Raw genomic sequence first — 22,775 nt, 5'->3', positions numbered from 1 at the left:
TTGGGCTTGAAGACACGCACTGGCGGTTCTTCGTCAGCGTGTCCGGTCCTGCTGCCAGCGGTGACCTCCCGGGACTTGCCCCAGGACCGCCCCGGGGCGTCACCGTCCGGGTGTCCTGCTTGACCAAGGCTCACGTGCGGAGGGTGGCCCAGGAGCTGGAAGAAGCTTTCTGGTGCGTGGTTCCGCAAGTCCAGCGGGACGATCTGAGTGCCAGGTGGTCCTGCAGCCTGGTCGTCGACACGAGACGAGTGCCGCCGACAGGGCGGGAAGCTGAACCCGGCCGCGCCTGATCTCTTCGGGGTTCACCCGCCGCCACATCGTGACGGGTGTCATGTCTGAAATGAAGGCACTTCTAACTGAACGTGTGGTTTCTCCTCGCTGTGTCTGTATCAGTGTTTTCCCGCCGTCTGCTGGGAGAGCTATCGGGCGACTTGCCCCCTCTCAGTGAAGGAGAACACGATGCGTGTGCGTATCACTCTGGCTGCGACCGCTCTCGCTGCTGCCGCAGTGCTCGGATGTGCGGGCGGCGCATCTGCCCATGCCGGTGCTCAGGGCGCTGCTTGGGGCTCTCCCGGAGTGCTGAGGGGCAACGTGGTTCAGGTGCCCGTACATGTGCCTGTCAACGTGTGTGGCAACACCGTCAGCGTCATCGGGCTTCTCAACCCCGCGGTCGGCAACGTCTGCGTCAACCGCTAGCTACGTGCCTCTGACAAGTGTTTGGCCTGGTGGGCGAGTGCTCGGGCATGTCGCGGCGCAGAGCTGGCCGGACGCGAGGGCCGTCCCGGTGGTACGGGGGATGACCACCAGGACGGCTGTGTCCAGCGTAGACGATGCTTCGGTCAACTACCGGCAGGCTCCGGTCCTTCGCCACCGCACCTGGGCCAGCTCATGAACCCGTGGCGGCTTGCGGTCGCCTTCGGTGGGATCTGTCGGCCGGGCCGCCGGGGGGCGGTCCGGCCGACAGCGACCTCGATGGCGATCAGGGCAGGCGCGTCGTCGGGGACGTCGAGCGCCGCACGGGTGTAGCGGGCCGGTCTTGTGGTGCTGGACTGTCAGCCGGTAGAGGGCGCAGTCTGCAGGCCGGGTCGGCGGTGGTGTCCGGTGCCGGTGCGCTGTCAGGGGTGTGGAGGGTCGGGGTGGGTGAGCAGGACGGTGGTGGTTCCGGTGAGGTCGCGGACGCGTATGACGGCGGGGGACGGGGCACGACGCGCAGGCTTCCGCCGTGCCTGCCTGCGCGGCGCTGGTGGGTCAGCAGCAGTGCGAGGCCGGTGGAGTCCATGAAAGCGAGCTGGGCCAGGTCGAGTTCGCAGGGGCGTGATTCCAGCGGGCGGCGGGCTCTGGCCAGTTGGGGTGCGGTGCTCACGTCCAGCTTGCCGTGGACCCGCACGAGGACCACGTACGACACGTCGACCACCTCTACAGTCAGGGGCGGTGGGGCGGTGGGGCGGTGGGGCCGTGCACAGGGACCACCCCTCGCTTCGCGGATCATCCACGGCGCCATGGGTACGCACCAGCGGGCCGCCGTCACCGTCCTGTGGAAAACCTACCCTCCGGGAGGGGTGGCCTCACCAGGGGCTTTTCTGTCCCCGCGCCGGGCAGAGCCAGCCGGACGCGGCAGCCACAGCGTCTTCCCCCCGTTACTCCCCACCAGATGATGCGGTTGTTCCGCAGCCGCCGGTGCGGTTGGGTCATCGTCCGCGCGGATCGCGGGGCCGTGATCAGAAGGGGTGGGTCTCGGTGGGGGCCGTTGCCTGGGCTGGGCCTGTGTCTGCGGTGGCCGGGCGGGGAGCGGGGGTGGTGCCGCCGGGGCGGTAGGTCTTGGTGATCTTGGCGGTCGCATATGTCAGGGAGACGGCGACGTCCTCGGCGTCGATCTCGAGGGTGGTGCGGCGCTGGCCTTCCTTGTCGTCGAAGGTACTCTGCCGTAGCTTTCCGGTGACGATGATCCGCATGCCGCGGGTGAGTGACTGTGCGGCGTTTTCGCCGGCCTGGCGCCACAGCGAGCAGCGCAGGAACAGCGGCTCACCGTCCACGAATTCGCTGCGGTCGCGGTCGAACACGCGGGGAGTGGACGCGACCGTGAAGGAGGTGACGGGCAAGCCGGAGGCGGTGTACCGCAGTTCCGGATCCGCAGTCAGGTTGCCCGCCACCGTCACCAGCGTCTCGCCCGCCATGTCCGCCCCTACTCACGTGGTCCTCCGCCCACCCTACCGGCCGGGCTGCGGCGGGATCCGGCGAACCGGTATCGCCATCGTCCGCAACACCGTTGCGTTTGGATCTTGATGCGCTTGTCAAGGGGCCTGGGAGAACGAGGCAACGGGACTCCTGATAGATCAACTTGTTGCGAAGCGAGTCGATCAAGCGTGGGAGTCCCGTTGCAGGAGAAGTCTGTCATCGTCCGGACGATTGAGGTGGCGTTGACAATCAAGTTGAGGGGGGGATGTGATGATCTTGGTGTGGATCGTCGTGGGGAGGGCCTGCTCGTGGAGACCGTACCGTCGTACCGGGGGTTCCGGTTCCCGCCGGAGGTGATCGCGCACGCGGTCTGGCTGTACCACCGTTTCCCTCTCTCCTGCCGCGACGTGGAGGAGCTCCTGTTCGAGCGCGGCATCCAGGTGTCGTATGAGGCCATCCGTCTGTGGTGCGACCGGTTCGGCCCGGAGTACGCGCGCCGGCTGCGCCGGCGGCAGCCCCGCCCCGGCGACCGGTGGCACCTGGACGAGGTGTTTATCAAGGTCAACGGGCGCATGCGCTATCTCTGGCGGGCAGTCGACCAGGACGGCAACGTCCTGGACATTCTCCTGACCGGCAAGCGGGACGCCGTCGCGGCCAGGCGGTTCTTCCGCAGGCTCCTCAAGGGTACCGAGGCCGTGCCGCGCGTGATCGTGACGGACAAGCTCCGCAGCTACGGCGCCGCGCACCGCGCACCGCGAGACGATGCCCTCGGTGGAGCACCGTAGCTCGAAATACCTGAACAACCGGGCGGAAAACTCTCATATCCGGGCCCGTCAAGAAACAAAGTGTCGACGAGCACCGCTCCTGAGCTGCAGCGTCAAGAGCAGAAACACGCAAGTTATTTCTTGACGGGCCCTCCCCACACGGGAACGCGAACACCGCATGAAGGGCTTCCGCAGCGTGGGCACCTCCCAGAGATTCCTCGCCTCCTTCTCCCGGAGCTCACCGCACTTCCGCCCCCGCCGCCACCGGATGACCGCCCCCGGCTACCGCACCGAGATGACCAACCGCCACACCGTCTGGCACCAGATCACCGGCACCACCCTCCTGGCCACCACCGGCTGAACCCCAGCGCCACCACGCACCACTCGGCACTCCAGCACGCCCCAACTCGCCTGCCACAACAGCAACTTGACTGTGAGGATGTTCGGGTGCCGCTCCGGGCGGTGGTCTGACCCGCAACTTGACTGGCCGTGTGCCTTGGCGTTGATCTGTCGGCCACCCGCTCGGAACGGTATCTGCTGCCGCCGGGCAGGGGACGTGTCCCGATAGACATCTCGGGATCTGAAGAAGTCAAGCGGCAGCTGTCATGTCCCGCGTCAAGTTTGTGGCTCACTGATCTTGGTTTGAAAGTTGCGGGTGCAGGGTCGGGGTGCGGTAGATCTCGATCGGCCGGTGGCCGGCGAGGGCTTCGTGGGGGCGGACGTGGTTGAAGACGTGCCGGTAGTGCTCGGCCTCGCGGGCGAGCTGGTCGAGGTCCTCGATCTCCTGGCGGTAGAGGTGTTCGTACTTCAGCGAGCCGAAGGCCCGCTCGCGGACTCCGTTCTGGCCGGGGCTCTTGGCGCGGGTGCGGATGTGCAGCAGCTCGGGCTGGGAGGCGATGAACCGGGCGAACGCGGCGCCCTTGAACGCGCCCCCGTTATCGGTGACCAGCTTGATCCTTCGGATCTTGCCTGTCTCGCCGCTGACGGGCAGCAGGCCGGCCAGCGGGCCGCCGCCCAGCCGCTCGGCCTCAGCGATCGCGATCTTCACTGCCTCGATCGCGTCGGTACCGGTGCAGGACGGGCTGATGTGCCAGCCATGCTCGTACTTGGTGAAGTAGTCCGTCACACCGGCCAGGCGCCAGATGCCGCCTCCTTGGGTCTCGTACTCGGAGAAGTCGAGCTGCCACACCTCGTTCGGCGTGGTGGGCTGCTCGGCGAACGCCGCCTTGCGGGCCTTCGCGTGTTCCCGGCGCTGCCCCTGGTAGTCGACCGGCTGGAGCAAGTCCCGCCTGCGCAGGGCACGTTCGACCGAGGACGCGGACAGGGTGTGGCCGTCGGCCCGCATCAACCAGTGGATCTTGCGGTGGCCCCAGGCGGGCCAGTCGGCGGCGTACTTCGCGGCCAGCGGCTCGGCGGCGTCCACGACCGGGGCAGGCCACGGGCCCTTGGCCGACGCCGGGCCGCCGCGGGCGCGGGCCTGCCAGCGGCAGTACGTACGGCGCGGGATGCCGGTCAGCTCACAGAACCTTGAAGTCGGCATCGCCGCCTGAGCGCGGATCACCTCGAGGTCCTCGAAGGGGCCAGACGCCCCTCGGCGGACTTCTTCCACACCCGCAGCTCGACATGCGCCTCACCCAGCGCAGTCTTCAGCTCCTCGATCTCCGCCTCGAGCAGCTGCTCCCGGCCCGAGGACCGCCGGGACCCGGCCGCGGCCAGACCGGCCTTGCCGGACTCCAGGAACTGATCACGCCACTTGGCCACCGACGTCTGCGACGTCTTGTACTTCCGGGCCGCGTCAGCGGCCGTCATCTCTCCGGACAAGACCGATAACACGATCCGTATCTTCTGCTCCACCGGGAACTGCGGCGGACGGGACATCAGGCTCTCCTACGTACTCACGGGGCTCAACAAACCCCTGTGCCAGAAAGTCTGACGCGCGACAGACTCACGAGCGCGTGTGTGGCCGGTCGAGCTCGGCCGCGAAGAAACTCGCCGCGGCCTTCAAGATCTCGTTCGCCCGCCTCAGCTCAGCGATCTCCTTCTTCATCGCCTTGATCTGCGCGGATTCCTCCGTTGTCTTCCCTGGCCGAGCCCCGTTGTCGATCTGGTCCTGACGGACCCACTTGCGCAGCGTCTCGGTCGTCCCGATGCCCAGCTTCGCCGCGACCGCCTTCATCCCGGCCCACTCTGTGTCGTACTCCGGACATACCTCGGCGACCATGCGGACCGCTCGTTTACGCAGCTCAACGGGGTAGGGGGAAGGACGTGCCATGACTCGATCCTCTCAAATGATCGAGTCCCTACCGAACCCGGAACGGTTCAGAGCGTGGCCTCGGTCAGGAGTGCTGCGGCTTGGCGGTAGCGTTGATGGGGACGTAATTGTTTGCAGAGGGTGCGGAGGTGGTGAGTGGCGCGGGTGGACTGAAGGGTGGGGTAGGCAGTGAGGAACGCTTGCCAGTGAAGGACGGCTTGGTCGAGGTGGCCGAGGCGCAGGTGGGTTTCGGCAAGGTGGGCTTGGGTCAGGGCGGTGGCGCGGTGTTGGGCTGGTGTGCGCAGTCGTAGTGAAGTGTTCAGGGCACGGATGGCGCCTGCGGGGTCGCCGAGGGCTGTTAGGGCGCGGGCGCGTTGGTAGTGCAGAGCGGCGAGCGGGTATGTGGCGAAGGGGCCAGGTGTGCTCTCGGCCTGGGAATCTAAGGATTCTGCGCGGGCCAGGGCGGTGAGGGCGGCGTGGCGGTCGTAATGGGCTTGTACCACGGCGAGATGGGCTTGGGTGTAGACCTGAACGGCGGGGGCGGCGTGGCGGGCATGAGCAGTGGCCTGGTCGGCAAGGTTGAGGACGGCCGGGCTGTAGTGACCGAGGTCGTAGGCGTGGGTGGCCATGGCGCGCAGGACGATGGCGAGTGTGGCCGAGTCGTCGGCATCGGCGGCAAGCCGGGCTGCGACAGTGTGGTAGTGCTGGGCGGTGCGGTCGTGGCCGCTGTCGGCGGACATGGTGGCAAGCAGAAGGGTCAGCTGGGCGGTGGCGGACAGCAGATCTTGGTGGACAGGTTCGCGCAGGCGCGCATACAGAAGAGGGAGCACGTGGTCGTTAAGGTAGGCGGCCAGCGTGGTGCGCACACACTGCCCGCCGTATTCCTCAGCTGCACTGTGGAAGAGGCTTGTCATGCCACGTATGCGACTGGTTTCGGCCGACCGGGAAGGCAGTGATGGGGCTCCTGTTTCTGGCCGATGAGGGGAGCCGGTGGTGGCGATCTGCTCCGGCAGGCTCAGGGCAGTCACGCTGAAGCCGCGTGCCTCGAGCGACGCCAGTTGGGTGAGGCCGAGTTCGGCACGGGTAAGCTGGGTAAGTTTGTGCACTGGCTCGGCCTGCCAGGAAGGGTCTACAAAGGGAGCGGGGACGTCAGTGAGGTTAACCTCCTGTGCCGTAACAGGTCTGCCTAACCGACGGGAAAGACACTCCAGCAAGAGTGTGGGAGCGGGAGGCCGAGGCCGCGTGCCCTTCAGCCAGCGCCGCACCGTGGTGCCATCGCACATCACCGCAAGGCCCTGTTCAGCGGCCACTGCGCGCAGCGCACGAGCGAGCTCCGCAGGACTCCACTGCGCTGACCGCAGCAGCGCCTGCAACCGGGTGTTAGGTACTCGTGGCATACGCCTCGCCTCCAGAGCGGCAACATCAGGAGACCATCACGCGAGAACCCATCACACCCGCACTTGCGGGCACCGGTTCCCTGAGCGCGGTATTACAGCCGGGAGGTACTTGGCACCCATGCTGCTAAGGCTGGTACCGATGGTCACGCCCAAAACCAGCCATGGAATGCGAAGTAGGGTGGTGGCCGTGCACGTGAAGCGCCCCACTTCTAATGGAGACTCGATTCCATGTAAGGATCAGAGGGCATTATCACGTTGAGCTGGGCCCGTGAGATTGAAGCGCCCCGGTTTCGTTAGAGACTCGGGATGGTGTCTGTGACCTGGTGTTTCGTGGTTGTGCGGTAGTATTGATCAGAAACTCAAAGGGTTCTGTTCGAGGATGTAGCGGACGTGTGGGCCGCCGAAGTATCCGCGGACGATGTCTGGCTGATGTTGACGCCGGTGGAAGAACCGGCGGGTTTCGGTGGCGAGTTGGCCTCGATTCGTCAGCGGGTTTCGGTCGCTGAGTGATCCGGCGGTTCGCCCGTAATGTCCTCTGCCGTTGGAGGACGGGCCGTCGCGTAACGCCGCGGGGTGCGCCGGGTTCCACAGCCCGGAGACTGCGGTCCTCCTCCTTCCTGGTCCTGGTCCTGGTCCTGGTCCTGGTCGGGGCGGGGCCGGCTGTCAGGTGACGGCCGGAAGCTGTGTGAGCCTGCTCCAGCAGGTGGTGAACGCCTTTGCCCAGGGCCAGGTCCGTTCGATGCGCAGGTAGCGGCGTCGGGCGTGGTCGGCGAGGCGGGCGGGCAGGTGGTAGAGGCGGAAGCGCATGGTGTCCGGCTCGGCGTGTTCGAGCCCGTCCTGGTCGTGCAGGGTGAGCAGCCGCAGCCAGGCGTCGAGATCAGCCGCGAGGTTGCAGGCAAGCATCCATCCGGCGTTGACCTGCCACGACTTGGACGGGAGGTTGTGCAGGCCCATGGCTTTGCCGGTGCGGATGCGATCCTCGACCTCGGCGTGGTCGCGGTGCAGGGCATCGAGGAACTGGACCTGGTGCGAGCCGGGGATGCCCCACAGGTGCCGGATATTCGTCGCGGTGATCGAGTAGCGCCAGCCGGTCTGTTTCTCGAAGTCGGTCAGCTTCTTGTGCTGCCGCCGTGAGGGTCTGACCCGGCGGACGATCAGCCGCATCCCCTCGGGCCAGCCCTCGCGGGTGTTCACCCCGGTCAACTCGGCGACCTGGTAGCCCTCCTGGACGCTGCCGTCCTGGTGCAGGGAGGTCTCCCATGGGGCTTGTCAAGTTGCTTATGTGGTAGGCGGGTTGGGTGTGCCGGTGGTGCGGGCGGTGTCTGGTTCAGGCGGTCGCGGCCATGAGGGTGGTGCCGGTGATCTGGTGCCAGAGGGTGAAGCGGTTGGTCATCTCGGTGCGGTAGGCGGGGGCGGTCATCAGGTGGCGGCGGGGGCGGAAGTGCGGTGAGATCCGGGAGAAGGAGGCCAGGAACCGTTGGGCGGTGCCGACACGGCGGAAGCCCTTCATACGCCGCTCGCGCTCTCGCGTGGGGATATGCGAATTCTCTGCCCGGTTGTTGAGGTATTTCGAGGAGCGGTGCTCGACTGACGGCATCACCTGACGGTGGGCGGCGCCGTAGGAGCGGAGCCTGTCGGTCACGATCACCCGGGGCACGGTCTCGGTGCCCTTGAGGAGCTTGCGGAAGAAGCGCTTCGCGGCCTTGGTGTCGCGCCTGTCGGTCACGAGGATGTCCAGCACGTTCCCGTCCTGGTCCACCGCGAGGCTGTTTACTCCTCTGTGTAAGGGGTGATCTTGCTGGGTGCTGGTCGGGCCCCGGGTGAGACCAGGAATGTGACGCACAGTGAGTGACCTGATGAACGAGTCCAGCCCGCACGCCGAGTCCGCAGAGCCGCGTGAGGAGGCGTCGAGGCGGCTGGCGGGGGCTTTATCGCCGGCGGCGATCGACCGGCTCCTGGCTGATGCGGAGGCGGCCGGGGTCGGTATTGACGGGGCCGGCGGGCTGCTGCAGCAGATGATGAAGGCGGTGCTGGAGCGGGCTTTGCAGGTGGAGATGGCCGACCATCTCGGTTACGAGGCCGGGGACCCGGCAGGCCGCGGCTCGGGCAACGCCCGCAACGGCTCCTACCCCAAGACGCTCACCACGGTGGCCGGCCCGGTCACGGTGGACGTGCCCAGGGACCGCCGGTCGGAGTTCGAGCCAGTGATCGTACCCAAGGGCCGGCGGCGTCTGGCCCAGGTCGACGACATGGTGCTGTCGCTGTACGCCCGTGGCATGACCACCCGCGACATCACCGCCCACCTCAAAGAGGTCTACGGCAGCGAGGTGTCCCCGGCCCTGGTATCCAGGATCACCGATGTGGTCGCGGACGAGATAACTGCCTGGCAGAACCGCCCTGTTGACGACGTCTACCCCATCCTCTACATCGACGCGCTGACCGTGAAGGTCCGCGACAGCGGCATGGTCACCAACAAGTCCGCCCACCTGGTGATCGGCGTCGACGTGGACGGCATCAAGAACGTACTGGGCATCTGGCTGCAGGACAGCGAGGGCTCGAAATTCTGGCTGAACGTGCTCACCCAGCTGAAGAACCGCGGCCTGCGCGACGTCCTGATCGTGTGCTACGACGGGCTGGCAGGCCTGCCCGACGCCATCACCACAGTCTGGGAGAAAGCCCTGGTCCAGACCTGCGTGACCCACTTGATCCGCAGCTCGATGAAATACGTGTCGCACGGTGACCGCAAGCAGGTGACCGCCGCCCTCAAACCGATCTACACCGCCGCCACCGAATCCGAGGCACTGACCGCGCTGGACGAGCTCCGGTCAAACTACGGCAAGAACTACCCTGGCCTGATTGCCAGTTGGGAACGGGCCTGGGAAGAATTCATCCCCTTCCTCGCCTTCGACCACGAGATACGCAGGGTCATATACACGACCAACGCCATCGAATCCCTGAACTACCAGCTCCGCAAGATCACCAAGACGCGCGGCCACTTCCCCAGCGACGACGCCGCCGTCAAACTCCTCTACCTCGGCATCCGCCGCATCCAAGGCCGCCACATCGACGGCGACGGTCCCATCCCCAAAGGCCGCGTCCGCGGCACCGGCACCCTCGGCTGGAAACGCGCCATGAACCACTTCATGCCCGCCTTCCCCGACCGCCTCCCCCTCTGACCCCAGCAAGATCACCGACAGTAGCCAACCCGCAGGCCCGACCAGGGCACTTCCCCCGCAGTGGTGGACACCTTCGATCGGCCCCGGTGAGGGGCTGGCAGGAGGGACCACTTATGGTGATGAAGGTTTATTCGCCCGAGTTCAAGGCCGACGCCGTCGCGCTGTACCACTCGGACCCCGACCTCACGATCGTGCAGGCCGCCCGCGATCTGGGGATCAACCCGGAGACGCTGCGGAACTGGATCCGCGCCGACCGCGCCCGCGGCGGCAGCACCACGAAGAACATGAAGGACACCCCGGTGAGCAAGGCCACGAAGGAAGAACTGGAGGCCGAGTTAGCGGCCCTGCGCACGGAGCTGAAGACGGTGCGCAAGGAGAATGCGACGCTCGCCCAGGAGCGCGACATCCTGCGCAAGGCCACGAAGTTTTTCGCCTCCGAGATGAGCTGGTGACGAGCCGCTTCCAGTACCTTCGAGGTCAAGCGGCTCTGCCACGTGCTGGACGTCGTCCGCTCCAGCTACTACAAGTGGCGCTCTTCGCGTGAGGCCCGTGCCCAGGGCGAGCGGGACGACCAGGTCCTGGCCGACAGGATCCGGGCCGTGCACACGGACTCGGACGACGCCTACGGCGCCCCACGCATCACCGCCGAGCTCCGCGACACCCACGGCATGCACATCAACGAGAAGAGGGTCGCCCGCGTCATGCGCAAGTTCCGCATCACCGGCTTCCACCTGCGCAAGCGCATACGCACCACCATCCCCGAGCCGTCGCAGACGCCGGTGCCGGACCTGTTCAAGAGGGACTTCACCGCTGCCGCGCCGAACCTGAAGTACATGGGCGACATAACGTATCTCCCCGTCGGAGACGGCGAGCACCTCTATCTCGCTACGGTCCTGGACTGCTTCTCACGCCGGGTGGCGGGCTGGTCGATCGCCGATCACATGCGCACCGACCTCGTTGCCGACGCGCTGAAGATGGCCGCCGCCACCCGTGGCAGCCTCGACGGCGCCATCTTCCACAGCGATCACGGGGCGCAGTACGGATCCCGTGAATTCGCCGGCCTCTGCCGGGAGTTGGGAGTCACCCAGTCCATGGGTGCCGTCGGGACGAGTGCGGACAACGCCGCCTGCGAGTCCTTCCACGCGTCTCTGAAACGGGAGATCCTCAAGGGAGCACGGCGCTTCGACGGGGCCGGCGCCTGCCGGCGTACCGTCTTCCGCTGGCTGACGCGGTACAACACCTGGCGCCGCCACTCGGCGAACGGACAGCTCAGCCCCGTCGCCTACGAACAGATGTCAGCTACCCTGACACTCGCCGCATAACAAACAAACAGGTGTCCACCCTTCGGGTGGAAGGCCCCAGCAAGGCCACACACCTCTACATACACAAAGGAATTGACAACCTCTCCACCGCGCGCCACAGGTACCGCATCCGCCCGTTGACCTTGATGAAGACCTCGTCCAGATGCCACCGGTCACCCGGCCGGGGCTGCCGGCGGCGCAACCGGCGCGCGTACTCGGGCCCGAACCGCTCGCACCACAGCCGGATCGCCTCATAGGACACCTGGATGCCACGCTCAAACAGCAGCTCTTCCACATCACGGAACGACAGAGGGAAACGGTGATACAGCCAGACCGCGTGCGCGATCACATCCGGCGGGAACCGGAAGCCCTTGTGCGACGGTGCAGCACGGTCCACCAGCAGGTCCCTCCCAGACGATCTACACCAAGATCATCGCACCCACCTCCTCAACTTGATAACTCGTAACTGGATAGGTGCTCCTGGCGGGATGAGTTGAATCTTGTCAGTTGGATCGGTGATCATCTGTCTCGTGTCTGATGCTGCTGTGCCGCCTTCTTATGAGGAACTCGCTGTTCTGGTGGTGCAGTGGCGTGAGGAACTCGCCGCGGCGCGGGAACGGATCGTGGTACTGGAGGGTCAGGTCGTGGACCTGACGGCCCGGCTGGGGAAGAACTCGGCGAACTCTTCCAGGCCGCCGTCTTCGGACGGACTGGCGAAACCGGCTCCGAAGTCTCTGCGTGGGAAGTCCGGGCGGGGGCCGGGCCGCCCGAAAGGCCAGAAGGGCATCACGCTGCGGCAGGTCGCGGACCCCGACCACCGGGTCGAGCACCGGCCCCACGGCCCTTGCGCCGGCTGCGGTGCGGACCTGGCCGGGGCCGTCGTGGCCGGTATCGAGCGGCGTCAGGTCTTCGACCTGCCCGAACGTATCGGCCTGGAGGTCACCGAGCATCAGGTCCTGACCTGCCGGTGCGCGTGCGGGCGGAGCGAGAAGGCCTCCGGTCCCGAGGGCGTGCGGGCCCCGGTGCAGTACGGTCCTGGTCTCGCGGCCGCCGGCGTCTACCTGATGCACGGCCAGTTCCTGTCCAAGGACCGCACCGCCACCGCCCTGGCAGACCTCTTCGACGCGTCCGTCGCGCCGGGCACGGTGGCCTCGTGGGTACGCACTTGCGCGAGCCGGCTGGATGCCTTCGGCCGTCTCGTGGCCGGGAAGGTCGCCGGCGCGGCGGTGGCGTTCTTCGACGAGACGGGGTTCCGCACCGCCGGGTGCCTGCACTGGCTGCACTCCGCCTCCAGCGGCCAGTTCGTACACCTGTCGGTGCACCGCCGCCGCGGTCGCGAAGGCATCGACGCGGCCGGGATACTGCCCGGCTTCACCGGCATCGCCATGCACGACGCCTGGGCGCCCTACGACTCCTACCCGCAGGCCGAACACGCCTTGTGCTCGGCACACGTACTACGCGAACTGGTCGCGGTCACCGAGCGGGGCAGCGAGAAGGCCCGGTGCGCGGCCTACCGCGCCATCGACGCCGTGCTGGCCCTGAAGAAGGCCGCGGAAGAGGCCCGAGCGGACGGGCTCGACGCGATCGCCGTGTCCGTGAAGGACGGTGAGCTTGGGGCGCTGGCCCAGGCGGTGGCCGACGGGCTGAAGGCGACCGCCACCCGCAGCTCGAAGACCGAGGCGAAGTACCACGCCCTGTTCAGACGGCTGACGAAGCGCTGGAACGACTACCTGCGCTGGGTCCACGACCTCACACTGCCGTTCGACAACAACCCAGCCGAACAGACGATCAGGATGGCCAAGCTGCGGATCAAGGTCTCCGGCTGCCTGCGCACGCTGCACGGCGCGCAGGACTTCGCCGCGATCCGCACCTACCTGGCCACCGCCACCCGACACGAGCAGCCCATGCTCGACGTCCTCATCCAGGCCATGCGCGGCAGCCCCTGGATGCCCGCCCTCGGCTGATCACCGGTCCCGCCAACCGGCAATCACGCACGCCTCCGGACCGAGACACCTATCCAGTCACGATAACTCTGCCCCACGCAGTGGGAGATGATCTCCACCGGGTACCGATGCCCCTTGTACGACGGCGGCGTGTCCACAAGCAGCCCCTCCCACGATGACCAACTCGAAGATCATCTCACGAGGCTTCGCCAACGTGACACTGCCGCCTCGTCGGCTTCTACGCCTTCGACAACCGAACCGTGAAGCCCACCGGACGCCTGATCTTCTTCGCACTCAGCCGGATCCGCTACCTTCCCGCCCACAACGGCTCACCACCCCAGATCCTCGTCCCCGAGAAGATCCAGCTCCGCCTGCTCGAACTACTCAAGATCGACCCAGCCCAACCCCGCTGGACGACGGCAAGCACGCACGGAGCAAGCACGGGTTCAGCCAGAGTGAACCCAGCGGCCTGGCTGAACCCGTTGTACGGCCTTCCACTCCGGAAGCTTCTCGCCCCCACCTGTGGTTCCGCCCGGACCAGGGCCTGCCCGGTGCGCCACTGACAGCGGCGGCGCACCGGACTGCCCGTGCTTCCCGGCCCACTATGATCCGCCCGGCCCGGGTCCGGTCGTGCCGACAGGGGTGTCAGAGTTCGCAGTTGGCGACGGTCTCGGTGTTGGTGCACGTGTCGGTGCCAGGTCCAGCGTCCCCGGAGTCACTGCCGCCGCCGCCGTCGATCGTGTCGGAGAACCCGGCCCCGACCGGAACCAGCTTGTCGTTGCCCGTCTTGACATCCCCGTAGATGACATCGCCTCCGTCGCCGGCGTTGATGGTGTCGCGGTTGCCGTCCGACACGACGGTTCCACTCCCGCTGATCGTGTCCCAGCCGCCGAAGATCGTGTCCGCGCCCGCACCTGCGCCACCGCTAATCGTGTTGTTGCTGCCTGCGACGCCGGCCTGGCCCACTGGGATCTCCAGGTTCTGTCCCTGTCCGTAGATCGTGTCGCCACCCTCGCCGCCGTCGAGCTGGTCATTGCCGGACGCCACCGCCACAGTGGCTGTGGCCACGGTCAGGTAGCGAACGTCGCCGACGAGGACATCAGCCCCCTCCCCGCCGGAGATGCTGTCACCGCTGGTGGGACCGCCCCCACTCGCGGCAATCACCGATGTCTCAAAATCCCCGATCAGCAGGTCACCGCCGCCTTCGCCGAAGATCGTGTCGGTGCCAACGGCAAGATCGCCTGTTGTCTGGAACTCGCCGTAGACGGTGTCGCTGCCGCCCCCGGCGCAGATGACATCGTCGCCGCCCGCACCGGAGATGGTGTCGTCGCCGCCCAGACCAGCAATCACATCCGGCCCAACGGTGCCGGTCAGGGTGTCGTTGCCGCCCGTGCCAGTGATCGTGGCGGGCAGCCCGTTGCACGTGACCACATCCGCAGCGGCCACCGGAAGACCAGTGACCATCCCACCCGCCAGCAGGATCGACGCACCGGCCAGGACCGCGAACCGCGACCCCACGGTGGAGATTGTCTTCATCGCACACTCCCCTACCCCTGGGCCGGGCACCACCGGACGGTAGTTCACATCACGTAACCGCCCAGGCCAGGAACAGTGTGACGCGAACCCGACAGACCTGACAGGGGCGTGAACCAGCGCGCAGACAGGGCGCTCGGAAGCGCCAACCACAGGCACATGCGGCACCATGCAGAAGGGGAGCGACCCATGGTTGCCGGAGCGCCGCCCCGGCAACCACAGGCCCGGCGCCACCGGTAGACGGGGTCCTGCCTGCCGAGCAGTGGTGAACCGCCGCTTCACCACCTGGCACCACATCACTGGAGCCACCCACCTGACAGCGACAGCCTTGACAACGGCACACACGAACACTTCCGCGATACCCCAACGCACCTGCCACACCAGCAACTTGAGGGCTTCCGCCGTGTCGGCACCGCCCAACGGTTCCTGGCCTCCTTCTCCCGGATCTCACCGCAGTCCCGTCGACCAGGACGATCCTGCCGTGTGAGGCGTCGGCGGGGTCGGGCACATGCTCGGCCAGGGCCGTCTCCACCACCGGGAGCAGCGTGGTCCACCGGCGCGAGACGGTGGCCTGGGAGATGTGGAACAGTTCCGCCGCCGCTTGCTGGACGGGGTTCTGCCGCAGCAGGAACAACACCAGGACCACGGACTTGTACAGGCCCAGCGCCCACATCCGTCCCGGCACCACGGGCGGATCGGGGTCCTCCACCAGCATCGTGTGGACCCGGACCACCAAGGCCTCCAGTTGATCCGCTTCCAGCCCTGTCGTAACGTTCCACCTCAACGGCCCTACCCCGATGGAAAACTGACGTCGTCGCAAACGCCAGGCTACCGAGCAGGGCCGTCTTGCTGATCAAGAAACCAAGCCCGTGAATAACCCTCGCGGTCTTATTCGGGCGCAGGCCGAAAGGCCACGACAGCGTTGTGTCCGCCGAAGCCGAAGGAGTTGTTCAATGCGAGCTCTACGTGTTGGTGGATGGCTTGCTTACCTACGGGCTGGATTGCTATTTCTGGCCCTATGTGTTGAAGGTTGGCCGTCGGAGGTACGAGACAGCGGGCGACAGTCAATGCAGTGAACGCGGCCTCTACTGCTCCGGCACCTCCCAGGAGATGCCCGGTGACGCCTTTGGTTGATGTCACCGAGGGGCCCTGGGGCAGGACTCGGCTGATCACCATGCTTTCGATGGAATCGTTCAGTGGGGTGGAGGTTCCATGGGCATTGACATGGTCTACCTCGGCTGGGTCGGCGCCAGCGTCGGCGAGGGCTGCGCGGATGGCCGCTTCTGCGCCACGGCCCTCCGGATGCGGCGCGACCGCGTGGTGGGCATCGCACGATGCCCCATAGCCCACGAGCAGCGCATATCCAGGTCGGCCGCGGGCGCGTGCGTCCTCAGCACGCTCCAGGACAAGCATTCCTGCCCCTTCTCCCATGACGAATCCGTCGTGGCCAGCGTCGAAGGGCCGGCATGCTCCCAATGGGTTGTCATTTCTTCGCGACAGCGCGCCGATGCGCGCGAACGCAGCAACTAACAAGGGAGTGACGGCGGCATCGGCCGCACCAGCGAGAGCAATGTCGCAGACGCCAGAACGCAGCCAGGCCATCGCCGTGCCGATGGCCGTTATACCTGACGCGCAGGCAGTGCTCACCTGCTGGCTGGGCCCGCGCGCGCTCAACGACAGGGCGATGTGCCCTGCCAGCATATTGGGCAGGTATTTGGTCAGCATCATCGGCGACAGGCCCTCAGCACCGGCCTTCAAAAACCTGCAATGTTGTTCGTCGTACGTACCTGCGCCTCCGAATGCGGTCCCCACAACGACGGCGACTCGCTCGTGCCGCCATGCTTCGGGTGCGAGCTGGGCATCAGCCACTGCTTCGTGTGCTGCAACGAGCCCCATCTGTGTGCAGCGGTCATAGCGCCAGGCTTTGCTGGCCCCCAACAGGGCAGCAGCGTTGAAGCCAGGGACACGGCATGAGAAGGAGACGGGCAGGCCGTCCAGCTGGGGATCCGCAGCGGCAGTGGGCAACCCATCACACACGCGTCGCCAGGATTCCTCGCGTCCCATGCCCGCCGGAGACACCAACCCGATTCCGGTGACAGCGATGGCGCTCATCTCACCCGGCCGACTGCTTGCTGGTGATCACGGCGATTACCTGCCTCACCGTGGCGTCCACCGGGAGGTCGCCATCGCGAATAGAAACTCCGCATTCTTCCTGGAGCATGGCCAGGAATTCTGCGATGGCCAGCGAGTCTAGGTCCAGCGACTTCAGTGTGGCCTCCGGCTGCACGCTGGATTCGGGAACCTCAAATTTTTCCGACAGAATCCGCGTCAATGTGCAGTACATGCTTTCCATGGTGATTCCTCCAGGCGCTGGAAGTGGAAAATGAGAGTGAGTTTCAGCGTCAGAGCGCGCGTCATGCCCGCGGTAGTGGACACCGGAGGCAGCTCTTCTCGCGCTATCTGTGGCCTGTGGTGAGGCGGAGGGCGTCGCACACGAAGGAACTCAGACCAGAGGCGGTTGACGCTAGGTAGTCGTGGTTGCCGGGCAGCGTGTGCACTCCTTGGAATCGAGTGGTGTGAGCCGCCCATGCGTGAGCGCCGGCGGCGCTGACATACGGGTCGTGGGCACCCATGCAGACGGCGATGGGACAGGTCGTCGGAGCGCGTGGCCGAAGTACGTAGGAGTGGAACATGCGCAAGTCACCACGCAGGGCCGGGAGTACCAGTTCCGCGAAGCTGCTGTCGGCGAGCAGCTCGGCGGGCAGTCCGATACGCCTTGCCTCGGCGATTACTTGGGCGTCGGTGTCCAGAGGCGTGTTCGTGCGCGTCTCGGCGCCTGGGGCGGAGCATCCGGAGACGATGAGACTGCGGGGAGGGGGGAGTTGCTGTTCATGGAGGAGGTGGACGATTTCGAAGGCCAGCAGGGCGCCGAGGCTGTGGCCGAACAGGACGTAGGGCAGCCCTTCGAGCCACTGCACCGCGAGGGCCACCTGGCGGGCCGCCTCATCGACGGCTTCCAAAGGGCGTTCATGGATGCGGTCCCCTCGGCCGGGCAGCTGGGCAGCCCAGAGTTCCACGCCCTGGTCGTGATGCGATACCCAGGGGTGGAATGAGCCTGCTCCCGCGCCTGCGGGTGGTAAGCAGATTGAGCGTCCAATGGCGTGGTTTCCCGTCGGGCGGGCGCTCAGCCTGCGGAGGGTCCGGCGCCATGGGGGCGGGACACTCATGATCGGTCGAGTTGTGTCAGGGTCACCGGCAAGGTGAGGTAACCGCGCAGCACGGACCGTTCGTTGTGCTGAGGGCGCCGGGCGAGTTTCAGACCCGGGAAGCGGTGGAGGAGCCTTCTGAAGACAAGTGCTCCTTCCTGCCTAGCCATTGCTGCCCCGATGCAGAAGTATGGGCCGCCCCCGAAGCTCAGCGGTGGCGGGCCGGTGCGCCCCGGCTGGAACCGGTGCGGATCGCTGAACACCGCGGGGTCGCGGTTCGCCGCCCCGAGCACGACGCCCAGTTCCGTACCGGCTGGCAGGATCTCACCACCCACCTCGACGTCCCGGACAGTCATCCGCCGGGTCACTTGCATGGGGGCGTCGTATCGGAGGATCTCGGTCATGACGGTATCAATGGCCTCGGGGTGGGCGAGCAAGTGCTCGAGCACCCGGGGGTGTTCGAGCAGGGCGACCACGCCATTGCCGATGAATCCGCTGGTGTTGATGGTTCCTGCGCCGAAGATGGAGATCATCATGGCGATGAGTTCGTCCGCGGACAGGGCGGTCGGGTCGCTGTCATGGACCTGGACGAGATGGCTGACAAGGTGATCGTCGGGATGACGGCGGCGATGGAGGATGACATCGGCGAAGAACTCGCAAAGGAGGCGGAAGCTGTCGTCGGCGGCGGCGAGGTCGGCCGGCGTGAGACCTGGCTCCAGCAGATTCGCGAATGCCAGCGTTGCGGGACGGAAATTGGCGAGGTCCCGCTCATCGATCCCGAGCACCCCGGCGATGGTGATACTGGGCAGTCGGAAGGATAGGGCTTCCTGCAGGTCCACCTCACCTTCCTCGTGGAAGCGCTCGGTCATCTCCTCCAGGAGTCTGTCCAGGCGCTCTGACTCGGCGTGCAGCAGAGCGTCGATGCGGCGTTTACTGAAGAAGCGGTTGACCGTCCCCCGCCGTCGCGGATGTGACTCCTGATCACCGAACTGCATCATGCGCATGAAGGCTCTGACCGAGAGGTGATCGGCCCAGTCGGGGATTCTGCGGCACAGCCATGTGTGGTCGGGGCGTGTGAAGTCCCTCAACGACAGCGCTTCGGCGCAGTCCTGGTAGTTGAACAGCAGGACGGCTTTGTGCCGCTCGTCGTAGGTGGCCGGACGGACGCGGAGACGGTCGTAGAGCGGATAGGGGTCGAGGCGACCGGCAGGTTGTGCCAGGAGGGCAAGATCGTCAGTCGGAGACGTATACACCGCTCATCACCTCCTGTCCGCTGCCGGGGTGGGCACAACGGCCCGTTCATCGATCAACGCCGCCAGGTCGCGCAGCTGGGAGGCGGAGGTCACCTCACGGACACTCAGCGACACGCCGAGCCGTTCGTGTATCAGGGCGGCCAGGCGGGTGGTCAAAATGCTGTTTCCGCCCAGCAGGGAGAACTCGTCGGATCGGTGCCGCACGGGTTCGTCCAGCAGTTCGCTCCACAGCGCCGCGAGTTGGGCCTCGGTGCCAGGTTGAGGGGGACTCATGTCGCTGTGAGGGGGAGCGGCCGTTTCGGCGGCCCAGCTGGTTAGGGTGGCGCGGTCGACCTTTCCGTTGGATGTCAGGGGCAGTTCGTCCAGCACAATGAGTCGGCTGGGGAGACAGTGCCTGGGGAGGTTAGCGGCCAGATGGGCATGGACCGCTTCCAGCGGAATGATGTCCCCGGCCGGTACGACGTAGGACACGAGCCGATGGTCCCGCGGCTTGTGGGTGGGAACAGCCACGGTCACGGCCTGGGCGACCGAGGCGTGGCTGGTCAGCGCGGTTTCGATCTCGCCCAGCTCGATCCGCAGGCCATTCACCTTCACCTGCAGGTCGATCCGGCCCAGGATCTCCAGTTCGCCGTCGTGCCGGTATCTGACCAAGTCGCCTGTCCGGTACCAGCGTTCCCCGTCGTGCACCACGAAGCGTTCGGCGGTCCGCACGGGATCCTTGAGATATCCGCCCGCCAGGCCGGCGCCACCGATCCACAGCTCCCCAGGCACCCAGTCGGGACATTCCCGGCCCTGAGTGTCCACGACGCGAAGTGTCTGGTTGGCCAGCGGCGATCCGTAGGGGATCCAGGCGGCGTCCTCGGCGACATCCCCGGCGTCGTGGACAGTCGACCAGATGCCCGCCTCGGTTGCGCCGCCCATCGCCAGTACCCGGCGGGCGCCGCCTCGGCTGCGGATGCGGGCGGGGAGGCCGGGCGCGATCCAGTCCCCGGATAACAGAACGGTCCGGAGACTGTTGGGCAGAGGCTGGTCCGGTGCGGCCGACAGCAGCGACTCCAACAGTATGGGCACCGAGTTCCAGATGGTCACCCCGTGCCGCTCGAGCAGATCCCACCACGCCCTGGCGTCCTGCCGCTGCTCCTCCAGGGGAAGCACGACGCTGCCTCCTGCGGACAGCAGCCCGAACACGTCGTAGACGGACAGGTCGAACTCGAGTGCGCTGAGTGCGAGTACGCGGTCCTGGGCGCCGACCTCGCACGTACGGTTCACCCACGCAAGGGTGTTGAGTGCGGACTGGTGTGACATTTCGACGCCCTTCGGTGTCCCCGTCGAACCCGAGGTGAACAGCACATAGGCGGGCTGCTCCGGGCTGCAGGGCAGCGGTGCGTCGAGCGCAGACCCGGCGATGGCAGTGTCCAGGGATAGCGGCTTGACCGCCTGAGGCCACGTCAGGGTGCCGGGCATCGTGTCCACCGCGAACCGCACGTCACCCACGCCCAACACCTGCGTGTGACGTGCCGGAGGCCAGGATGAGCCCAGGGGTAGGTATGCGGCCGATGCGGCGAGCACACCCAGTGCCGCCACGATCTGGTCTGGCCCCTTGACTGCGTTGACGGCGACCACGTCACCTGGTCGGACGCCAGCGGCGCACAGGCCATGGGCAACCCTCAATGCTCGTTGCGCAAGATCGCTGTACGACATGACCTGGTCACGCCCCCACAGCAGGGCGGGATGGTGCGGAGTGCGCGAGGCGCGCTTGAAGAACGAGCTGTGGAGCGAGTCCGGGGTGATCGAGGCACTGGTGTCGTTCAGCAACCGGCGTGTCGCGCGCTGCCGGGCGGGTAGCGATGGGGTCGCCTGAGATCGCCATGCATGTTGATCGGCGGCCAATCGTTCCAGCAGCTCAATCTCCGCGTCGAACATGTCCTCAACCATCCCGGGTGGGAACAGGCCGTCTACGGCGTCCCACACCAGCTGTGCCTCACCGTCCAGTTGAAACACCTGGTGGTCGATCCAGACCTGGGGCGTCTGGGTGACGATGTAACCGGGGTGGCCGAGGGCTTGGCGGAAGTCAGCCGGCACCAGGTCATCACCAAAGGCGTCGAAGACGTTGTAGGTGAACACCACCGGGGCGGGGTTCCCTTCGCCCCGGTGGTGGCTCCGCAGCGCGCGTAGGATTTCGACCCCGTGGTACGCGTTGTGCTTGCGCCCCTCCTCGAAGGTGCGCTGCAAGTTTCTCGCCTGCTCCGCGAAGGAGCAGCTGTCAGCAAGGTCGGCGACTACCGGGACCAAGTTGGAGAAGTCGCCGACCACTCTCGTCACGTGCGGGTGGACCCGGACACGCCCGAAGTAGGGAACATTCAGGAGAAACCGGGGGTTTGTGCTCCAGCGGGCCAACACCTCGCAGTAGGCGGCGGCGACGGTCATCGCACGTGTCATGCCGTGGCGCTTCGCGTGCGTGCCCAGCATGGCCCACGTGCGGGCCGGGATGGCCTGCTCGTGTCGCCTGAAGCGGGGACACTCGATCGTCTCCGGCGCCGTGGCCAGCGGCAGGTTCGGGCCGAGCGGCATATCTCCGATCCTGTCCGTCCAGTACTTCTCGTCCTTGGCGCGCGCTGGAGCGAGTTCTGTGCGGCAGTCCTGCAGATACCGGGGGAAGTCGTAATCGATCGGCGCGAGCCGGGCTGCGGAGTCCGTATACAGGCGCGCCAGCTCGCCCAGGATGATCTGGATGCTCCGTCCGTCCGCTACGAGCAGGTCGAAGCGGCAGTGCAGACGGACCACGCCGGTGGGGAGACGGGTGAGGTGCAGAGCGAAGACCTCGCCGTTCTCGACGTCGAGCTGCTGGTGCGACAGGCGCTCACGCAGCGCCGACAGCCGTTCCTCCACCGCCTCGCCGACATGTTTGCGCAGGTCGAGCAGCGTGAGGCCGTGCCATGAGGCGTCGTCCCGCAGGTATTGGCGGCCATCCGGCAGGAACCCGGCCCGCAGCATGCCGTGTCTGCGGGCGAGGGCGTCGACCGCTTGTTTCATCCGCTCAGGCTCGATGTACTTGCCGTCAAATTCCATGTACACCTGGCAGCCGATTCCACCGAGAGCGTGCCCGCCTTGCCGTGCAGTCCAATACGCCTCTTGAATGGGGGTTATGGGGAACGGCTGTTGCGTGCGGATTAGGGGACGGGACTGGTGCTCATCAAGGCGAGCGGTCTCGCATTCACTCATGCGCGGCTGCTTTCTACTCATGGGCCCGGAATCGGACTGAGTGTGACGGGACGCGACGGCGGGAGTCCCGCCGCTGCTGCGGTACCCGGCCGTTCCGCCCCACGCGCACCCGGCCGGGCCCGCATCAGCACCCATGCAGCCGCGGGGAGGGGAGCAACCCGACTGCCACTAGCGAGCACCGCAAATCGGAACGGCATGACGACTCCGCCGCACCCGCCTTCAGGCACCGTGCCACCAGTACACCGCCCCGGGCCAATGCTGCAAAGCGTGCCGGTACCCGCAGTACCGGCGACACCACGCAACCTTGCGCATTTGTGAAAACAGCAGAACCTTCCTGCCCGCCTAGCGTGGTGTATCTCCGTCATCGGCGTCGGCCTACCGCGCTGCCAGCAGTGTGGGGTAGGGCGGCCACCGCCGCTGGGCTGGGTTGACACGGCCGCCTCACCGCCCACGGCCCTGAGCTGGTCTTCCCCGGCCGCTACGGGACGATCTATCAAGCCAAGGGGATGGAGTATCTGGGCAAGACGCCCCCGCGGAACGTGTCATGCTGCCCG

The 22,775-nt window shown here is 66.5% G+C and carries 17 protein-coding genes and 5 pseudogenes; 6 read left to right on the top strand and 16 right to left on the bottom strand.

Annotated features, from left to right (window positions below):
* Positions 1-459 precede the first annotated feature (459 nt).
* On the top strand, positions 460-696 hold the full coding sequence (locus tag ABIE67_RS47900; RefSeq protein ID WP_370270348.1) for a chaplin family protein: 237 nt from the start codon (positions 460-462) through the stop codon (positions 694-696).
* A 283-nt stretch (positions 697-979) separates the two neighbouring features.
* Here ABIE67_RS47900 and ABIE67_RS47895 read toward each other — a convergent pair whose 3' ends face one another.
* Both ABIE67_RS47895 and ABIE67_RS47890 read right to left on the bottom strand, forming a co-directional pair.
* Entirely contained in the window at positions 980-1,405 is a 426-nt protein-coding gene (locus ABIE67_RS47895; RefSeq protein WP_370270343.1) for an STAS domain-containing protein, read from the bottom strand.
* Between the two features lie 394 nt (positions 1,406-1,799).
* Positions 1,800-2,174, bottom strand: a pseudogene (locus ABIE67_RS47890) (single-stranded DNA-binding protein); the annotation flags it as partial.
* 255 nt (positions 2,175-2,429) lie between these two features.
* Between ABIE67_RS47890 and ABIE67_RS47885 the strand changes: the two are divergent.
* Positions 2,430-3,300, top strand: a pseudogene (locus tag ABIE67_RS47885) (IS6 family transposase).
* A 267-nt stretch (positions 3,301-3,567) separates the two neighbouring features.
* On the opposite strand, the gene ABIE67_RS47880 reads toward ABIE67_RS47885, so the two are convergent.
* The 6 genes and pseudogenes from ABIE67_RS47880 to ABIE67_RS47855 form a co-directional block, all read right to left on the bottom strand.
* A complete protein-coding gene (locus tag ABIE67_RS47880; protein WP_370251792.1) occupies positions 3,568-4,500 on the bottom strand; it encodes a transposase in 933 nt (310 codons plus the stop codon).
* Positions 4,497-4,817: a helix-turn-helix domain-containing protein gene (locus ABIE67_RS47875; protein ID WP_370268019.1), complete on the bottom strand. Its 321-nt coding sequence runs from the start codon at positions 4,815-4,817 to the stop codon at positions 4,497-4,499. Before ABIE67_RS47875 ends, ABIE67_RS47880 begins: the two co-directional genes overlap by 4 nt.
* 68 nt (positions 4,818-4,885) lie before the next feature.
* Positions 4,886-5,211: pseudogene (locus tag ABIE67_RS47870) on the bottom strand (transposase); the annotation flags it as partial.
* Between the two features lie 47 nt (positions 5,212-5,258).
* Positions 5,259-6,104, bottom strand: coding sequence for a hypothetical protein (locus tag ABIE67_RS47865; RefSeq protein ID WP_370270680.1), 846 nt, complete (start codon positions 6,102-6,104; stop codon positions 5,259-5,261).
* A gap of 1,146 nt (positions 6,105-7,250) precedes the next feature.
* On the bottom strand, positions 7,251-7,781 hold the full coding sequence (locus tag ABIE67_RS47860) for a transposase (protein WP_370270842.1): 531 nt from the start codon (positions 7,779-7,781) through the stop codon (positions 7,251-7,253).
* Between the two features lie 133 nt (positions 7,782-7,914).
* A pseudogene (locus ABIE67_RS47855) lies at positions 7,915-8,349 on the bottom strand (transposase); the annotation flags it as partial.
* Between the two features lie 94 nt (positions 8,350-8,443).
* Here ABIE67_RS47855 and ABIE67_RS47850 point away from each other — a divergent pair.
* Positions 8,444-9,763 carry an IS256 family transposase gene (locus tag ABIE67_RS47850; RefSeq protein ID WP_370270678.1) on the top strand — a complete coding sequence of 440 codons (1,320 nt, stop codon included), beginning with the start codon at positions 8,444-8,446 and terminating at the stop codon, positions 9,761-9,763.
* A 113-nt stretch (positions 9,764-9,876) separates the two neighbouring features.
* Positions 9,877-11,085, top strand: a pseudogene (locus tag ABIE67_RS47845) (IS3 family transposase).
* Between the two features lie 55 nt (positions 11,086-11,140).
* On the opposite strand, the gene ABIE67_RS47840 reads toward ABIE67_RS47845, so the two are convergent.
* Entirely contained in the window at positions 11,141-11,461 is a 321-nt protein-coding gene (locus ABIE67_RS47840; RefSeq protein ID WP_370270676.1) for a transposase, read from the bottom strand.
* A gap of 133 nt (positions 11,462-11,594) precedes the next feature.
* Here ABIE67_RS47840 and ABIE67_RS47835 point away from each other — a divergent pair, with 133 nt between their 5' ends.
* Entirely contained in the window at positions 11,595-13,028 is a 1,434-nt protein-coding gene (locus tag ABIE67_RS47835; RefSeq protein ID WP_370270674.1) for an IS66 family transposase, read from the top strand.
* Positions 13,029-13,267: 239 nt separating this feature from the next.
* Positions 13,268-13,570 (top strand): hypothetical protein, encoded by a 303-nt coding sequence (locus ABIE67_RS47830; protein WP_370270670.1) that lies wholly within the window; start codon positions 13,268-13,270, stop codon positions 13,568-13,570.
* A gap of 82 nt (positions 13,571-13,652) precedes the next feature.
* On the opposite strand, the gene ABIE67_RS47825 is transcribed toward ABIE67_RS47830, so the two are convergent.
* The 7 genes from ABIE67_RS47825 to ABIE67_RS47795 form a co-directional block, all read right to left on the bottom strand.
* Positions 13,653-14,543, bottom strand: coding sequence for a calcium-binding protein (locus tag ABIE67_RS47825; RefSeq protein ID WP_370270668.1), 891 nt, complete (start codon positions 14,541-14,543; stop codon positions 13,653-13,655).
* 49 nt (positions 14,544-14,592) lie between these two features.
* Positions 14,593-15,213: a transposase family protein gene (locus tag ABIE67_RS47820; RefSeq protein WP_370270841.1), complete on the bottom strand. Its 621-nt coding sequence runs from the start codon at positions 15,211-15,213 to the stop codon at positions 14,593-14,595.
* A gap of 215 nt (positions 15,214-15,428) precedes the next feature.
* A complete protein-coding gene (locus ABIE67_RS47815) occupies positions 15,429-16,652 on the bottom strand; it encodes a beta-ketoacyl synthase (RefSeq protein ID WP_370270666.1) in 1,224 nt (407 codons plus the stop codon).
* Between the two features lies 1 nt (position 16,653).
* Complete coding sequence (locus tag ABIE67_RS47810) at positions 16,654-16,893, bottom strand: acyl carrier protein (protein ID WP_370270664.1); 240 nt, start codon at positions 16,891-16,893, stop codon at positions 16,654-16,656.
* A gap of 103 nt (positions 16,894-16,996) precedes the next feature.
* The gene (locus ABIE67_RS47805) at positions 16,997-17,767 is read right to left on the bottom strand and encodes a thioesterase II family protein (protein WP_370270662.1); all 771 of its coding nucleotides are present in this window, start codon (positions 17,765-17,767) and stop codon (positions 16,997-16,999) included.
* The gene (locus tag ABIE67_RS47800; RefSeq protein ID WP_370270660.1) at positions 17,764-18,999 is read right to left on the bottom strand and encodes a cytochrome P450; all 1,236 of its coding nucleotides are present in this window, start codon (positions 18,997-18,999) and stop codon (positions 17,764-17,766) included. The genes ABIE67_RS47805 and ABIE67_RS47800 overlap by 4 nt, the downstream gene beginning before the upstream one ends.
* Before the next feature lie 6 nt (positions 19,000-19,005).
* The gene (locus ABIE67_RS47795) at positions 19,006-22,221 is read right to left on the bottom strand and encodes an amino acid adenylation domain-containing protein (RefSeq protein ID WP_370270658.1); all 3,216 of its coding nucleotides are present in this window, start codon (positions 22,219-22,221) and stop codon (positions 19,006-19,008) included.
* Between the last annotated feature and the right edge of the window lie 554 nt (positions 22,222-22,775).

This window comes from Streptomyces sp. V4I8 (assembly GCF_041261225.1).
Lineage (GTDB): Bacteria > Actinomycetota > Actinomycetes > Streptomycetales > Streptomycetaceae > Streptomyces.
Note: the sequence above shows the minus strand (reverse complement) of the source record. Positions and strands in the feature narration are given on the sequence as shown.

What these genes read in the sequence shown, in the direction of transcription:
- ABIE67_RS47825 (WP_370270668.1), bottom strand. Translation starts at nt 14,543, where the DNA reads ATGAAGACAATCTCCACCGTGGGGTCGCGGTTCGCGGTCCTGGCCGGT.
- ABIE67_RS47850 (WP_370270678.1), top strand. Translation starts at nt 8,444, where the DNA reads ATGAACGAGTCCAGCCCGCACGCCGAGTCCGCAGAGCCGCGTGAGGAG.
- ABIE67_RS47810 (WP_370270664.1), bottom strand. Translation starts at nt 16,893, where the DNA reads ATGGAAAGCATGTACTGCACATTGACGCGGATTCTGTCGGAAAAATTT.
- ABIE67_RS47900 (WP_370270348.1), top strand. Translation starts at nt 460, where the DNA reads ATGCGTGTGCGTATCACTCTGGCTGCGACCGCTCTCGCTGCTGCCGCA.
- ABIE67_RS47865 (WP_370270680.1), bottom strand. Translation starts at nt 6,104, where the DNA reads ATGACAAGCCTCTTCCACAGTGCAGCTGAGGAATACGGCGGGCAGTGT.
- ABIE67_RS47815 (WP_370270666.1), bottom strand. Translation starts at nt 16,652, where the DNA reads ATGAGCGCCATCGCTGTCACCGGAATCGGGTTGGTGTCTCCGGCGGGC.
- ABIE67_RS47795 (WP_370270658.1), bottom strand. Translation starts at nt 22,221, where the DNA reads ATGAGTGAATGCGAGACCGCTCGCCTTGATGAGCACCAGTCCCGTCCC.
- ABIE67_RS47820 (WP_370270841.1), bottom strand. Translation starts at nt 15,213, where the DNA reads ATGTGGGCGCTGGGCCTGTACAAGTCCGTGGTCCTGGTGTTGTTCCTG.
- ABIE67_RS47805 (WP_370270662.1), bottom strand. Translation starts at nt 17,767, where the DNA reads ATGAGTGTCCCGCCCCCATGGCGCCGGACCCTCCGCAGGCTGAGCGCC.
- ABIE67_RS47875 (WP_370268019.1), bottom strand. Translation starts at nt 4,817, where the DNA reads ATGTCCCGTCCGCCGCAGTTCCCGGTGGAGCAGAAGATACGGATCGTG.